This window comes from Mycoplasma sp. 4423, assembly GCF_054353855.1.
This window is the reverse complement of the sequence record NZ_JBTHHJ010000002.1, coordinates 23,530-41,260: the sequence shown is the minus strand read 5'-3', so window position 1 is coordinate 41,260 and position 17,731 is coordinate 23,530. Positions and strand designations below refer to the sequence as shown.

Here is a 17,731-nt window from a genome sequence, read left to right as displayed (position 1 = left end):
TTTGAATAATTATCCAGTTTTATTATCAAATGATTAAAAATATGATGTAAAAAACTTTTATAATTTTAACATCAATAAAAATAATATAAAATAAATATATGAAACGCTTTTTTGATACGGTGAAAAATACAGTCAAAGGTAAAAATTGAAAAGAAATTAGTTTGTTTAAAAAATGAACCATTAAAAATATGGTGATGGTTGCTATTTTAATTGCAATTTCTGTTAGTTTTACCATCGTTGTGGCTCAAATTTTACCCGTTGTCAATTTACCTACATATAAATTTTCATTTATCGGATTACCTGTAAAAATAGCAGGTTTTATCTTTGGACCAGTTGTAGGGGTCTTTGTTGGAATCATAAGTGATTTGTTATCTTTATTATTTATTCCACCTGCTGGTTATAATCCAATGTATACAGTTGCTACTGCATTAAATGGTTTTGTTTCCGGACTACTTGGGATATATTTTAATCAAATTCTTAAAACTGCATTTAGCAAGGAGTTTAGACTACAAAGAATAGGACAAAAATTAAGTATTCTTGCGATGGAGTATTTACAATTTAAAGCAAATGGTGAAATAAAAAAAGCCGAAAAATCAGCAATGAAAATGATAAAATTGAACAATAAAAAGAAATATATTGATCAACTTGCTTCAGATAATTATCTAAAAAATATCTATTTAATCACTGCAATTGTCCTGCTTTTAGTAGTAATCGCTTCGGTTGCTTGGTTTATTTCAGCCGCTTCACCTGAGGCAATTGAAAAAGGTATAATTAAAAACCGTTGAGTTTTATTAGGATTAATGAGTACAGGAACATCATTAATGATTTTCTTTGTGTTATTCGGAAGATTTTTCTTTAAAACTGAAACATTTTTATCTTTGGTTCCTATTGTAGTTTTTTGTGCATTTCTGGAGCTTGTAAATGTTCCTGTTTTAGCGTATGCAGACTTGATTTCATTAGGTAATGGGGAACAAAAAGATATTTTCTTTTGAATCACTCAACACATTCTTACAGGGCCTGTAAAAATATGATTTAATACCTTAGTTATTTATTATACATATGGGATTATTTCAAAATTAATTAATAAAAACAGTAATTTATCATATCGTTAGGAGAATATATGAGCAATGATGCAAAGTTTTTGTTCGTGCTTAAAAATTTATTTGAAGACTTTCAAAAAGGTTTTTTTACATCTAAAAAAAATAACAAACTCAGTATCAGCATTCCAAAACTTTTAATTAGCTCCTATACATCTCTTTTTTTTATTCCTGCTGTTAATACTAATTTAACATTTGAGACCCTATGAGATGTTATTAAAACAAACAAGTCAGTTGTTTTAGGTTTTCATGATCAAAATCAACAAAATTTTAATTTAATCACAAATAAAAAGAAAATATTAAACAAAATATCTTTTTTTGATGTATCAAAAATAAGTAATAACAAGGACTTAAGCATCCCATTCAACGAGATTTGAAAAGCCTGCATAGATTCTGAATATAAATATGATTGATATTTACAAAAAATCACAAACATCACTAATCAAAATACTTTTATTTTAAAAAATCTCTTCTTTAAAAGAATTACAGAATTTATCCCTTTAATTATTAACATTAACCAAGAATACAAGAGAGAGAAAGATACCTTAGATAAAAAAATTAGTGCTTTACAAAGTAGTAAATTGCTTTTAAATAAAGAATTAGAAGAAATAATTTATAAATATCGCTACAACCTGTATGAGTATCAAAATATGCTTTTTAAATACTTTGTGGACTTTTTGAAAGAACTAAAATCCGATATCGAAAGTGTTTTTTCAACCTTTGAAAATTCTAATTTTATCTTGCAAAAAGAAAAAATTAGTGAACTAAAAAAAAGATACGAATATTTACAAAAAATAAATAATACATCAATTACAAAAGTTTCAGGTGAAATTAAAAAACGAGATTTAAAAACTGAAATAAATTATTATTATAAGTTTTTAAAAACAACAAAAACCACTTCTAAAACGTTTATCAACCAGCAAATTTATAATTTAAATAAGGAAATATCACTTTTAAAATATAAATTTAAATATGCAAATATACAACACTCAGATTTTGTTGAATTATATAAAGATTACTGTGCAAAAAGAAAGTTATTATTTATTTGAAAAAAAAATAAGAAAAATCTATATTATTTAAATAATGAAGAATTAAAACTTCTTTATAACGATGTAACAAATAAAATAGATTTTTTTATTCATAATAGATATAAAACCAAAGAAAAAGATCATTCATTAATAAAAGAACAACTAAAAAATTATATTGAATATGAATTAGAAATCAATGTTGATCATTACACTTTGCTTTCAAAACAGCATTATCAAAAGATTATTAATAAAATCAACGATGTCAAGTCAAAAATTCGTAAATTTGATAATACCAATTACAAACAAATTCACAACCACAAATTTTTAGTTGAAATGAAAAATCTAAATCAACAGTTACAGTTAGCATCGGCCGAATTAGATTGAAGTAATTATGTTGAAAACAAAATTTTTGATAACTTATTAACTCACAAAAATAACAAAATTAATCAGTTTTCAATAAATTTAAAAAATGTAATTAAGTCATTTAACACATCATTTAAAAAGGTTTCCTATTTATTTAATTCAATTACAGATAAAGATGAAAATTCAACTAATATTTTCGAAAACCTTAGCTCCTTTTATAATTCACTTATTAAAAAACCGTGGATGATTAATCTTTTAGAACATATTAGTGAGTATTGCAGTAACAAAAAACCTTTATCAAAAACATTGTTAAACGAAATTATTGCGATGTTAAAATTTGTTTCATTACTTGAAAATATATCAATTTCGCAAAAGAACTTTTTAATCCCTTTTAAATACTTAAAAAACATTGATAAAATTAAAATTAAACTTATCAAATATTGAGTTGATGACAGTAAATTATTAATCATTAAAGATTTAAAAAATGATATTCCATATGATCATAAAAATGAGTTCATTCGTGTTTTAAATGTCTTTTCACAAAAATATAAGATTCCATATATTTATACAACCGATGATTTTAATATCTTGAAAAACGAATTTGATGAAATTTTTCTTTTCAATGATCGCAAACTTGTTGAATCAGGCGATTATAGTCAAGTTATTTCAAAGCCCTTTACAAAATTTGCTAACGAACTTATTAATGAACACAAAATAATGGACGAGGAGCCTACTGATGCATTTTTTATCAATGAATATATAATAAACTTACATACAAATATTAATCATCAAGTCTATACTAATTTAAAAACATACAAACAACATGGAAAAGAAGAGATAAATCAAAATTTTGATACCATAATTATTGATAAAACCCAAAATTCTGAGCAATATACCTTAACTTCTGTTTTTAATGAAATAGAATTTGATTTATCAAGCAATAGCGAGAATAATGATAAAGAAAATGCTTTTTTAGATTACGATGAATGAAATAATCAGATATATATTATTTCAAGTAATGATTTAGATAATTTTTAAAATTTTGTATAATATTTGCAAGGGCAGAGGTACTTGCAAGTTTTTGTAGGTTGAGAAACACTCTTAAGAGCCGATCTAGGTAATGCTAGCGTGGTGAGTCTTTCTTAAAAATTTTTCTGTCCTATATTAAGATAGGAGAAAAATGAAATTCAAAAAATTATTTAGTTTAGGAATTCTTACATCAACTGCATCAATATCAGTTGCAGTTTCTTGTGGAACTTCTACTAAAGCAGATAAACAAGAAAACCAAAGTGTAAAATTAAGTTTAGGAACCCCTGAACAATATGCACTTGGAAATTTAACACTTGACCAATACAAAAGTAAATTAGAAAATTCATTAAACGATGAACTCAAAGCTTTAAAATCAAATGTTAAAGTTGAAGTAATCTTCCGAGGACAAGAAGATTACAAAGCTACTTTCGATGATTTAACCAAAGGTACATCTGATTTTGCTTTTATTTCAGCTGGTTATCTACAATCGAATAAAGCAAAAGTCGGAGAACTTGGTTTTAAACTAGGCATCCAGACACTAACTCGTCAATTTAATGGTGATATTACATATGATTTCACTACCAAGGCACACGGACATTATACCGATGGACTCGATGATGATGATTTAAGAAAAATTGCAAAAAATGAAGATACACTTTTTCATGCTAAACCAAGATCTCAATGAGATGACAAAAATAATGGTTACAATTGAGATGGACAAATTTATCAATCATTATATAATGCTAAAACAGATTTAGTCCCTTACCAAAGAGGTTCAATAGTATTGATAGGAACTGATGATATTCGTTCTAGAATCAAGCAAGCTTGAAATAGCAAAAATTGAAATGAATTTATCAAATATGGTATTGTCACCGGTAAAAACACATCTGGTGGTAAATACTTATTACAACAAGCACTACTTAAAAAACACTTTGGAGCAAGTTTTAAACCACTAGCAACAGTTGCATCCGAAACACCAGACAACATCTTAATTGGGGGTAAAATCAAAGAAATGAACAACCCTAACGAAGCAAAAAAACACATCTTTTTTGATGATGAAACATCGTGAGCATGAACCAAATATAAACCACATGATGCATATGAAATTAATCAAAGCACTAGACCGAATGAAAAACTTGAAGAATTTATTGTCACAGAGGTTTTACCATATAATGTAGGAGTTTTTGGACCTAATGTAAGTTCAGATGCAATTAATCAAGTTACAGCTGCATTTGTAAACTTATACAAAAATGATAAAGATATTTTTGGTCCAACCGTTGGATTCAATGGATATCGTAAAATTGATAATCCTGATGTTGAGTTTTGACCAATTGTTGATAACATCTTAGGTTAAAATGATTCGTTTTAAAAATGTTGATTTAAAATATACCGATAAAATTATCTTAAAAAATGTCAATTTAGACATCACGACCAATTGCATTGTTGGTTTAATCGGAAAAAGCGGAACTGGTAAGAGTACAATTTTAAAATCCTTTTTTGATTTTGAATTAATTACTTCAGGTTATTATTTATACAATGGCGCTAAAATACCTAAAAACAAGTTAAAAAAGTATAAAAACGACATAATCTATATTGCTCCTGATGATAATTTAATAACTTCTTTAGATTTTTATAAAAATTTACAACATTTTTACAAAAAATACAAAAATCCTTTATTTAAATGACTTAGAATTTTCACCAAGCAGCAAAAAGAAGAAATTTTTCAACTTTGCAATCATTTTGGAATGTCAGAATTTATTTTTAAACCAATAGAACAGCTTTCTGCTGGGCAAAAACAACGTTTTGCTATCATCTTAAATCTCCTTAACGACACTAAAATCCTCCTATGTGATGAGTTAACTAGTAATTTAGACATCACTAATGCCAAACTAGTTTTTGACTACCTGCAAAGTATTAAAAAAAATAAATATATTATTATTGCACTGCATAACCTTTCTGATGCAGTTAAATATATTGACAAAATCATTGCAATTAAAAATCAAGAAATTCAAAAAATATATTATAAAGGTGAATATGATCCTGATGAGCTAAGGAAATATTTTGACTAAAAAGAAATTTTTAGTTAAAGTTTGACAAAAAACTTTAACTAAATGAACCCTATTAATAACCTCCTTAATTATTTTATTTATATTTATATATCAACTTAACATCAAACCATCAAAAATTGGTTTAAAGCTTTTTTGGGTTAATTTAAAAAATCTCTTTGAATTCCGTTCTAATTCACCTGATTTTATTAATGAAAATTTATGAATTTTAAATATTAAATATATGTGAATTACCATTAAATCTGTTTTTAGTGGAACCTTTGTCGGACTTTTTCTTGCTTTTATAACTGCTTATTTTAGTTCATTAAATTTATGAAGAAAAAACTGATGAACATGAATTGTGCGAATTGCTATTATCTTATTACGTTCAATGCCGATTTTGGTGCCAATAATGATATTCGGATCATCTTATCAAAAAGATATGATTGCGTTTATGATTTTTTGATACACAACATGATTATGATTGCATCGATATTTTTGTGATATCTTTGAATCAAGTAATACCAAAAAGTTCTGACAAGATATTAATTTAGGAATGCCACGTTATAAAAGTTTTTATATCAATATTGTTTTATCAAACAAAAACAAATTTATAATGAACTCCTTATTAGCAATCGAATCTAATATCCGTTGAAATTCTATTTTAGGTTCAGTCGGGATCTATGGAATCGGATTTGTATTCAATTTTTTCAAGGAAAAAATTGAATATTTAGGAATAAGTATCCTTTTTGTTGTTATTTTAGTCGGTTTTTTTGAGGGGATTTTAATTTTATTTAATAAATTTTTATTTGTTTCACCTAAAATTAAAAATCCATCAGAAAAAACCCCATATTCATTAGCATATAATTATAAAAAAATCCTTAAATATCTTATTTTTGCAGTTTTTTTCGCTATTATAATAACAAGTTTTGTAGATTTATCACAAACAAAAGTTAATATAGAGTTTTTAAAATTGTGATTTAACAACTTGTTTATTTTTGATTTTTCAGAAGTTACTATAGATCCAAATATATATAATTCTTACTGAAGTATCTTCAAACAGACCTATATAGCGATTTATTTAGCATTCTTGCTGGCTATTTTATATGCAATCTTGATGAGTGAAAAATTATTTAAACCGATTCAAACATACTTTTTTAAATTATTTATAGTGCTATTAAAATCAATCCCTGTTTTAATCTTTTTTATATTATTTAATTCAATCTTTTACTTTGAAACTGCAATTATTTTAGCCGTTATCATCATCGCATTTAGAGCTATGAGCAAGCAGTTTTCAGAAGTTATTAATCGAATCGATGAAAGTAAAGTTAAACATTGAAGAAAACTAGGTTATAGCAGATGATTTATTTATAAAAACATCTTGCTTCCTATGTATAAAAAGGCTATTATTTCCTTACTGCTCTTTGAGAGCGAAGGAACTTATCGAAATTTCATAACATATGGGGTGTTTTCTAACATTATAATTTACACATATATAAGTCGTTATGAAGAAAAACAAGAATTTGGAAAAATTATCCCTGCTTTTTTACCGGCTTTCTTTATTTATGTACTACTTGAATTATTATTTTTACTTTATAAAACATTTTTACTGCACAAATTATGAAAATGATTATGCGAACTTGTTATAAACATCTATAAAAAGTTGTGTAAAAGATTTAAAAAGCAAGTTCAAACTTATTAATAAACTAAATCAAAAGACAATTTATTTTAAAATTAAGATTTTACTTTTAAAATAAATAAAAAATTAACTACTTTAAGATAATTACAAAGCATCTAAAAAATAAAAATCAACAACTTTTTCTCTAAAAAGTCCAACTATTTTAAGACTTTTTGGAGATTTTTTTCTAAAATATTTGCATACTCTTTACTTTATTTTATGGTATAATTTATTTCACTTTTTATGTTTTTATGATAATACCACAAAAATGAAATTCATAAAAAAGAAAATTGCAATTTTCGAAAGGGTTAAAATGGAACAAAAAAAATATCGAATTCGTAAATTTGGTCCAAAAACTGAACGTAGAGATTATTCTATCACCAAACAATCTCTACCTCTTTTTGATATTCTTCAAACAAGCAAAGAATCTTTTGCAGAATTTATGAAGAATGGTATTCAAAATGCATTAATGGAAATTTATCCTATTACAACTGGACAAATTAGACTTGAGTGCTTAAAATCTAGTTTTGATGTTGAATTACCATATAAAAAAATCACTAGTGAAGGTGATGAAATCAACAAATGTAAAGCTAAAGGTATGAACTTTAGTGCAAAAGTTTATGTTAATTTAAATGTAGAAAATGTAAAAACCGGAGTTGTAAAACAAGAAAGAGTCTTATTAGGAGAAATTCCATATATAACTTCTGGTGGTAGTTTTATTATTAACGGTTCTGAAAAAGTTATTGTGAGCCAACTTATCCGATCACCTGGTGCTTATTTCGGATTAGGTGTACGTAACAAGCAATCAGATGACTTGTTTAACAAACTTGAAATTTTGCCAAGAATCGGTTCATGATTTGAAGTTTCGCACAAGGTTACTTCATCGAATCTGGATGTTGTAAAAGTTAAAGTCGATAAGAATAAAAGTATTGCATTAGGTACCTTGCTTGGTTCTTTTGGATTTACTCCAAAAATGCTGTATAAACTTTTTGGTAAGAATGAATTGCTAGTTGAAACCTTGAAAAAGGATAAAATTCTTGGTAATGAAGAATATAATCAACAAGAAATTATTGATTTTTCACAAGAGGAAATCTTCAAAACCATTCGTAAAGGAGATCGCGAAACAGCAGAAGCAAAAAAATCATTGCTTCCAAGTATGTTGTTTGATAAAAAAAGATACAACCTTTCTGTAACGGGTCGTTACATGCTTAATAAAAAACTTTCTTTAGTAGACCGTATTACTAAAACATACCTTGCTGAAGATTTAAAAACAAAAAACGGTGAAATCTTATTAAGCAAAGGTTCATTTATTGATTATAAAAAAGCACGAGAAATCCAAGGATGATTTAATACACGTGTTCTACCATCAGAGAAGTTAGAAGACATCGATCCAGAACATGTTTATCATAAAGTTTATCGTCCTGCTAGTGAAACAAATTCACATCATTACGAAAACCATCACGGATACAATAATCCAGAATTAAGAAAACGAACTAAAATTATTAAAGTCAAAGTATATCCGTCTAAAAAATGAATGGAAACTAAGCCGGAGCAACCTATTATTATAATTGGTAATGATCCTAAATCAATCGAAACACACTTATTAATTTCCGATATTGTTGCTGCTATTAGTTACTATTTCAATCTTACTGTTGGAGTAGGTCAAGATGATGACCCGGATTCATTGATTAACAAAAGAATTGTTTCTGTTGGTGAATTATTGGAAGCACAATTGATGATTGCTTTAGCAAAACTTGAAAAAACTACTCGCGAACGTATTGGTTCAAAGGAAGCCGAAAAAGTTACTGCAAAAAACGTAACTAATAATAAACTCATAACCAATCAGATGAAAACCTTTTTTAACTCTTCAAAACTTTCACAATTTATGGATCAAATTAACCCATTAGCAGAAGTTTCTAACAAACGCCGTGTTACATCATTAGGTCCTGGTGGTCTTAGTCGTGATACAGCTCAATTTGAAGTTCGGGATGTTCATTCAACTCACTATGGAAGAATTTGTCCGATCGAAACACCTGAAGGACTTAATATCGGTTTGATTTTAAACTATGCAACATTTGCACAAGTTGATGAACTTGGATTCTTAAAAACCCCTTATTATAAAGTTAATAATGGCGTTGTTGATTATAACGATGTTCGTTATTTAACAGCTGCCCAAGAAATCGGATATTCATTTGCCCAATCATCAGTACAAATTGATGATAACAACAAAATTATTACTCCTACACTAACTATAAGACGTGATTACAACTATATTGTTGGAACCCCAAAAGATGTTGATTTTTTGGAAGTGTCATCAAAACAAATGGTTTCCGTTGCTGCTGCAGGTATACCATTCTTAGAAAATGATGATGCTAACCGTGCACTGATGGGATCGAATATGCAACGTCAAGCAGTTCCATTAATAGAAGCTGAAGCACCTTTAATTGCAACTGGAATTGAAGCAGATATTGCTAAATACTCTTCTTATAACCTTATTGCAAAAAACTCAGGAACTGTTACATATGTTGATAGTTCAAAAATCTTTGTAAAGCGTAGCGAAAGTGGTGTAACTGATAAATATTCACTGCGTAATTTTGAAAGAAGTAACCAAGGAACAGTTATTCAGCAAAAACCACTAGTTCGTAAAGGACAACAAGTTAAAGCTGGAGATTTATTAACTGATGGTTCTTCTTTTAAGGACGGTGAATTAGCACTAGGTAAGAATGTTTTAGTTGGTTTTACCACTTGAAACGGATACAACTTTGAAGATGCTGTTATTATTAACGAAAGACTGGTTAAAGATGATGTTTATACATCTATTCATGTTGAAGAACAAATTATCCAATTCCGTAGTTCTCGTGCTGGAAACGATATATTAACAGCTAATATCCCACAAGTTTCTAAGCATTCGATTCGTCATCTTGATGAAACAGGTATTGTAAAAGTAGGTTCCGAAGTGTTACCCGGTGATGTTTTAGTGGGTCGCACATCTCCAAAAGGTGAAGAAAACCCTTCACAAGAAGAAAAGTTACTTCAAGCTATTTTAGGAAGTCGTTCAACCGGAATTAAAGATACATCCTTGAAAGTAAAAAATGGTCATGGAGGAACTGTTATCCATGTTGAAGTTCTTTCAAAAGAAAATAATGATGTTTTAGAAGAAGGTGTAGAGAAAATTGTTAAAGTTTCAATTGCACAAAAACGTAAGATTAAAGTTGGTGATAAAATGGCAGGTCGCCATGGAAACAAAGGTGTTATTTCAATTGTTTTACCAGAAGAAGATATGCCATATTTAGAAGATGGAACACCACTTGATATTATGCTTAATCCACAAGGGGTACCATCACGGATGAACATTGGACAAATCTTAGAACTTCATCTTGGAATGGCTGCTCGTAAATTGAACACCAAATTTGTTTCCCCGTCTTTTGATGGAGTAAAAAAACAAGATATTGAGGCCGCATTAGAAGAAGCAGGATTAGATAAAACAGGTAAACAAATTGTAATTGATCCCATTACAGGACGTAGGTTCGATAAACCTATTTCTGTGGGTGTAATGTATATGCTTAAACTTAACCATATGGTGGATGATAAAATGCATGCTCGTTCTGTCGGTCCATATTCACTAATTACTCAACAACCTCTTGGAGGAAAATCACAAAATGGTGGTCAAAGATTTGGTGAAATGGAAACATGAGCACTTGAATCATATGGTGCAACCAATGTTTTACAAGAGATATTAACTTATAAATCCGATGATATTTTAGGACGTAATGCCCTTTATTCTGCATTAGTTTCCGGAAAACAACTACCAACTCCAGGAACACCTGAATCATTTAATGTTTTAAGTCACGAACTTAAAGGTTTAGGAATGAAATTAGAACTTTCTGACACAATCGATGAAAGCGACCAAATAACCGAATTTGATATGATTCAATTTGAAACAGGAGGTGATGATGAATAATACTTTTGATAAAAAATCACCCATCAACAGAATTACCCTTTCACTTGCTACAAAAGCAGATGTTGAAAAATGATCTTATGGCGAGGTAACTAAACCTGAAACCATTAACTATAAAACATATAAACCAGAAAAAGATGGACTTTTTGATGAATTAATCTTTGGTCCAGTAACTGATTATAAATGTCCTGTGTGTGGTACTAAATACAAAAAAACTGATGAAAATCAAATCTGTACTAAAAATCCACAATGTGAAAAATATAAACCAGTGATTTTACCCAAAATTTCACGTCGTAGTAGAATGGGACATATCAAACTTGAAAACCCTGTTGTACACTTTTGATTTTTCAAAATTGATCACTCTATTATTTCAAAACTTCTAGGTCTTAGAGTTCACGATAGTAATAAACCGGTAACAAAGGCTGATTTAGAAAAACTTATTTATTATAAATCTCATATTGTTTTAGAAACAGGTAATTTAAAATCACTTAAAAAGAATACTATTGTAAATATTAACGAGGCACCTGAATTTTATCTTGAAGTTCTTCGTGAAATGTTAACATTAGAATACGATGATCCAGATGCTATCGAAGAAATTCAACAAACATTAGATGAACTGCTTGAATATGCACAATCTGAAGATGGAAAATCATTTGGAATTGACTTTTATTCTTACAATGAAGTTATTGAAGAATTTACCGATGCTAAAATTGGAACAGGTTCAAATGCTATTGAATACCTACTTAAACATATTGATTTAGAAGCAGAAAGAGCGGCAGTTCAAGCTGATATTGATGCAATAAACTTAGAAATTGAAGAAAACGGAGTAAATAATTCTGCTTCAAAAATCCAAGAACGAACCAAATTATACAAACGTCTTACTATTATAACTTCATTTATTCGCTCTGGACAAAAACCTACCGATATGTTAATTTATAACTTACCAGTTATTCCTGCTGATCTTAGACCATTGGTACAATTAGATGGTGGAAGACACTCAACAAGTGATATTAACGAACTCTATCGTCGCATCATTATTCGTAACACCCGTTTAAAGAAATGAATCGAACAAGATGCTCCAATGTTAATCAAGCAAAATGAATATCGGATGATTCAAGAAGCAGTTGATGCTTTAATTGACAATGGTAGAAAAAAACCAGCTCCGGTTTCTTCAAAAGATGGACAACCACTTAAATCTATTTCAGATGCTTTAACAGGTAAGAAAGGGCGCTTCCGTCAAAACTTACTCGGAAAACGTGTTGATTATTCAGGACGTAGTGTTATTGTCGGTGGTCCTAAACTTAAAATGTATGAAGTCGGTATTCCTCGTGATATGGCGGCTAAATTATTCGAACCTTGAATTGTTCGCGAACTTATTTCTAATGAAGATGGGGTTACAAGTGTTAAAACAGCTAAAAAACTCATCGAAGGTCTTGATCCAAGAATTTGACCATATGTAGAACGCGCAATTGAAGATAGACCGGTACTATTAAACCGTGCTCCTACCTTACACCGTCTTTCAATCCAAGCATTTTATCCTGTATTAATTCGTGGAAAAGCAATCAAATTGCATCCGTTAGTAACAACAGCATTTAATGCCGACTTCGACGGGGATCAAATGGCAGTACACATCCCAGTTAGTGATCAAGCCGTTCTTGAAGCAAAAGAATTAATGCTTGCTTCAAAAAATATTTTAGGTCCTAAAGATGGTGAACCAATTATTAACCCGTCACAAGATATGATTTTAGGACTTTACTATTTAACTATTGAAAAAGCAGGTGTTAAAGGTGAAGGAAATTATTATGGTTCATTCGATGAAATGATGCTAGCTTATGAAAGAGATTATCTAGATTTACATGCTCGAATTGTTTTACCTATTGCTGCATTAAATAAAAAATTCATATCAGAACAGACCAATAAACCTTATATTATTTCATCAGTTGGTAAATTTATTTTAAATCAAGCTTTCCCAGATGAATTTGAATTTGTTTTTGGTAAATACAGCGAAAAAACATATAAACAAGATTCTGATGGTAAAGAAATTGTAATCGAAAAAGAAGTAATTCATACTTCTGAAAATGCTTTAGATCGTTATACACTAAATTATGGTGAAAACTTTCGGGATGTAATTAAACATCTTGAAGTTACCCGTGGATTAGCTAAAAAAGATATTGCAAAGATAATTCGTAAAATTTACGAAAAATATGTGTATGTAGTAACCAAAGAAGATGTCGCTAACATAATTGATGCTACAACTTATTCAAACTACACTTTTAGATTAAATGATTGTGAAGCATTGCGTGATTATAATGGTGATTATATTCCATTAGAACATGCTAAATTAATTAACACATTTTTAGTTGAAGAGTTTGAAAAAATTAATTATAACAATCATCTAAAAGGAATTGATAACTCATTAGTAAGTTGAACAATCGATGAATATACAAAAGTTTTAGAAAATGTTTGATTCAAATATACAAATTATGTCGCTACAATTTTAGATAAAATTAAGGACTTAGGTTTTCAATATTCTACCATTTCTGGAACAACTATTTCGATGAACGATGTTAAGACATTAGAATCAACCAAGGAAAAAATAGTAGAAGGAGATGAACATACTGCAAAACTGCGTCAATTCTACGAAGATGGATACTTAACTGATGATGAACGCTACAATTTAACAATTCAGCATTGATCAAAGGTTAAAGAAGAAATTGAAAAAGAACTTAAAAAAGTTACACAATCAGATATTGAAAACCCATTATTTATGATGATGACATCAGGAGCCCGTGGTAATGCATCAAACTTTACTCAGCTTGCTGGTATGCGTGGTTTAATGAGCAACAACACCAAAATTTTAAAGGCTGATGCTGAAAATGATCGTGTGGTTCGTTCTACAATTGAAATCCCTGTTAAATCTTCTTTCCTTGATGGACTTAGCGCATATGAATTTTACTCATCAACTCACGGGGCGCGTAAAGGACTTACCGATACTGCTTTAAATACTGCTAAGTCTGGATATTTAACACGTAGATTAGTAGATGTCGGGCAAGGAATAGTTGTTCGTGAAGAAGATTGTGGATCTGATTTTGGTTTTGAGGTTAAGGCTATTAAAGATACCAAAACTGATACAGTTATTGAATCATTATGGGATCGGATTGAAGGTAGATATACCAACTCTGCGATTCTTGATAAAAACGGAAATATTGCAGTTGAGGCAAACATCTTAATAACTCCTGATATCGCAGATAAAATTACCAAGGAATTAAAATTAGAGAAAGTAGATATCCGTTCTGTATTATCATGTCATACACGTAATGGAGTATGTAAACACTGTTATGGAAAAGACTTAGCAACCAATCGTGTCGTAAGTACTGGTGAAGCGGTCGGGGTTGTTGCAGCTCAATCAATCGGGGAACCCGGGACACAACTTACAATGCGTACATTCCATACTGGTGGGGTTGCTGGGGTTGAAGATATTACCGGAGGATTTGGTCGTCTCATCGAGCTTATCGATGCTTATGATTTTCCGTGAGGAAAACCTGCTATTATTTCAAAAGTTTTTGGTAAGGTTGTTAAAATCGAACAAGCTAAAAACCGTGATACAGGACAAAAAACAGATATTTATATTGTAACAGTTCGTTCAACTGCACATAATGGTGAAATTATTGAAACACAATATAACGGAAAACTTTCTCAAAAATTGCGTGTTAAAAAAGGTGATAATGTTGTTCCTGGACAAAAGATTTTCGAAGGCCCTATTATCTTAAAAGATCTTTTAGAAGTTGCTGGACCTCGTGCGGTGCAAAACTACTTACTTAAAGAAACTCAAAGACTTTATCGTCTTCAAGGAATTACAATTGCTGATAAATATATTGAAATTATCATCCGTCAATTATTATCAAAAATTATGATTACTGATCCTGGGGATTCAAAATTCTTTAATGGTGCATTAATTGATACATTTGTATATCAAAAAGAAAACGGAAAACTACTTGCTGCAGGGTTAAAACCTGCTTATGGTGAAGTGAAAATCCGTGGAGCAAAACAAGTACCATTACTTTCAGATTCGTGGTTGTCAGCTGCTTCTTACCAAGAAACTGCTAAGATATTAGTTAACTCTGCTGTTGGAAATCGTGTTGATAAACTTGAAGGTTTAAAGGAAAACATCATTTTAGGACATAAAATTCCTGCTGGAACAAACAGTAATTTTGAACTAAAAGGAAAATATGATATCCGAAATCCCAGAACCTATTTTAAATCAAAATATGATCCGAATGCTCCTATTGATAACGATACTTTAGATAACATTCATGTAGACTTCGATGAATTAACCGAATCATCTTATGAAGATCAATTTGAATCAGTGCATGACAATGACTTTGGAGAATTTGAATACGAAACATTTGAATAAAATTCAACACTATAACATGTTTGTTATAGTGTCTTTTTTATTGATAAATAAGTTATGTGTCTATTTTAGCTAGATATTTTTTACGACTAAATTGTATTTGTTTTATCTTCTTTAATATTTCTTCATCTTTGATCTGTAAGAAAAAATTATTTAGGTTTATTTCTTGTGTATCCTTTATATCCGAATAACTATTTTCTCTTACAATCTTTAACATAGCCTTTACATTTATATCATTATGCAAATAATAAAGAATACTTCATAAATCCCATGTAACAACTTCTTCATCAGATAAATTTATTTTTACTTCTTTGAATGCTTCTTTATAGAAAATCAATTGCTTATAATCATATGTAATATGCTCAAAATTGCCTTCTATTAAATTTTTTAGTATTACATCTAAATAAATAGAAACTAACTTTGCATTAGTTGTTATAAATCAAGTTTTATCAATCTGTTGCATTATATTAAGATAATAATTAAAATCTTTATTATTAATATTTTTTATCATATTAAAGATGCTATCCATTAAATAAAATTCACATGATATTCTATAAACATTTTTCTTCTGAATATAGTTTTTAAATAATATCTCTTTATTTATAGTTATTTTAATTTCATTTTGATTTAGTTGATAAATTATTTTTGGTTTTAATACATCATTTATGTTAATATCATTGACTTTTGAATCTGTTTTATAAAAAATTAAATTATTTTTATTTATTTGTATATTTAATATTTGTAATCCCGAAACTTCTTCAGAAACCAAACCATATTTATTTAGTATTCTTGCAACTTTTAAAATTATTTTTTGTTTTTCATCAATTAATAAATTTTTAAAAGTCCCAAATTTTAATCTAAGAATCATATAAACTTGTAATGCATAAGAAGCATACAGCCTTAGATTATGTCTATACATATAAATAAATAAAAATTTAGATAAAAATCTTGCTAATAAATATAGAAAAATTATTGAAATTCCTAACATAACTCAACCGACACCATAAAAAATATCTAAATATATAAATAATCCAACATTAACTAATGATGCTATATATAAAAGCGATAAGATTATCAAAATTATATAATAAAACATATAAGAGTGTACATCATACCTTATCTTAAATTTATAAAGTATTGTATTTTTATTAGAGGATGCTATGAATTTATTCATTTAGTTTCTGCTTCACTTCAATATCTATTTGCTAACACAGATAATCTATATGCTTCATTATGATATATTCAATAAGAAATTGAAATTTTATAAATTCAGTGAACCTCAGATGATTTATTATACAATTTCATTAATACATCGGAAATTAAATTCATTGATACTCTTTTTTGAAACATTTGATCAATGACTTCTGCATATGCTTTTACACTTTCGCTAGGTATTTTTATTTGTGAAATTTCTTTTATCACCTGTGACAATGCATAAGCGAATTTTACTGGTGCAGCTAATTGCGATGGCAAACTATCGGAAGCTTCTATAAATGCATCAAATGAATCGGAAGCTCTATTTAAATTTTCTGAAATAAATGCAGCAACCTTGCTTATAATATTTTGCATAAAATTTCTATATGAAATAACATTATAAACATATGAACGAAATGATGAATATAGACTCTTTCATTGATATTCGCTTATATAACTATTAATAATAAATTTATTTTTATATTCATTCGAAATATTATAAGTTCTATTATAAAACCCTTGTAAATTTACTCAATCAATTGATCTTTCATTATTTGTATATCTTTTAGATTCTATAATTTCACGTACAGTTTTTAACGGGTTTGTCTGTTTTTGTTTAGCTATCTTAAAAAGACCTTCTAAGATGTCTTCTACATCTGAATCATTATATTGCTTTGCAAAATCTTTTTCTTTATTTTTTAATATTGCTTCAGTAATTCGTAATTTAATATTTTCTTCATCAGATGTTAGCATCTTTGCATTATTAATTTTTTCTTGTAATGGATAAACAATCATTTTCTCTCCTTTTTATATATATTTATTATATAAAAAATCTTTTAATATTTTGAAAATAAATTTAAAACAAATATTAAATCATTTTAATTATGAAAATAATATGAGAAACAAAAAAATGATTAATAAACAAAAA

The 17,731-nt window shown here is 28.4% G+C and carries 9 protein-coding genes; 7 read left to right on the top strand and 2 right to left on the bottom strand.

Annotation, left to right across the window (positions count from 1 at the left end; genetic code table 4):
* Positions 1–98 precede the first annotated feature (98 nt).
* The 7 genes from ACXYRN_RS00645 to ACXYRN_RS00615 all read left to right on the top strand — a co-directional run bounded on the left by ACXYRN_RS00645 (position 99) and on the right by ACXYRN_RS00615 (position 15,612).
* A complete protein-coding gene (locus ACXYRN_RS00645; RefSeq protein ID WP_458607290.1) occupies positions 99–1,112 on the top strand; it encodes an ECF transporter S component in 1,014 nt (337 codons plus the stop codon).
* Positions 1,113–1,120: 8 nt separating this feature from the next.
* On the top strand, positions 1,121–3,526 hold the full coding sequence (locus ACXYRN_RS00640) for an MAG1360 family OppF-related protein (RefSeq protein WP_458607289.1): 2,406 nt from the start codon (positions 1,121–1,123) through the stop codon (positions 3,524–3,526).
* 142 nt (positions 3,527–3,668) lie between these two features.
* Positions 3,669–4,871 (top strand): ABC transporter thiamine pyrophosphate-binding lipoprotein p37/Cypl, encoded by a 1,203-nt coding sequence (gene cypl / locus ACXYRN_RS00635; protein ID WP_458607288.1) that lies wholly within the window; start codon positions 3,669–3,671, stop codon positions 4,869–4,871.
* A gap of 1 nt (position 4,872) precedes the next feature.
* Complete coding sequence (locus ACXYRN_RS00630) at positions 4,873–5,586, top strand: ATP-binding cassette domain-containing protein (protein WP_458597291.1); 714 nt, start codon at positions 4,873–4,875, stop codon at positions 5,584–5,586.
* Positions 5,579–7,264 (top strand): ABC transporter permease subunit, encoded by a 1,686-nt coding sequence (locus ACXYRN_RS00625; protein ID WP_458607287.1) that lies wholly within the window; start codon positions 5,579–5,581, stop codon positions 7,262–7,264. Before ACXYRN_RS00630 ends, ACXYRN_RS00625 begins: the two co-directional genes overlap by 8 nt.
* 289 nt (positions 7,265–7,553) lie before the next feature.
* Entirely contained in the window at positions 7,554–11,201 is a 3,648-nt protein-coding gene (gene rpoB / locus ACXYRN_RS00620; RefSeq protein WP_458597289.1) for a DNA-directed RNA polymerase subunit beta, read from the top strand.
* On the top strand, positions 11,191–15,612 hold the full coding sequence (locus ACXYRN_RS00615) for a DNA-directed RNA polymerase subunit beta' (RefSeq protein WP_458597288.1): 4,422 nt from the start codon (positions 11,191–11,193) through the stop codon (positions 15,610–15,612). Before rpoB ends, ACXYRN_RS00615 begins: the two co-directional genes overlap by 11 nt.
* A 52-nt stretch (positions 15,613–15,664) precedes the next feature.
* Here the strand turns inward: ACXYRN_RS00615 and ACXYRN_RS00610 are convergent, their stop codons facing one another.
* Together ACXYRN_RS00610 and ACXYRN_RS00605 are read right to left on the bottom strand one after the other, a co-directional pair.
* Entirely contained in the window at positions 15,665–16,687 is a 1,023-nt protein-coding gene (locus ACXYRN_RS00610) for a hypothetical protein (protein WP_458607286.1), read from the bottom strand.
* Positions 16,688–16,767: 80 nt separating this feature from the next.
* Positions 16,768–17,598 carry a hypothetical protein gene (locus ACXYRN_RS00605; RefSeq protein WP_458607285.1) on the bottom strand — a complete coding sequence of 277 codons (831 nt, stop codon included), beginning with the start codon at positions 17,596–17,598 and terminating at the stop codon, positions 16,768–16,770.
* Between the last annotated feature and the right edge of the window lie 133 nt (positions 17,599–17,731).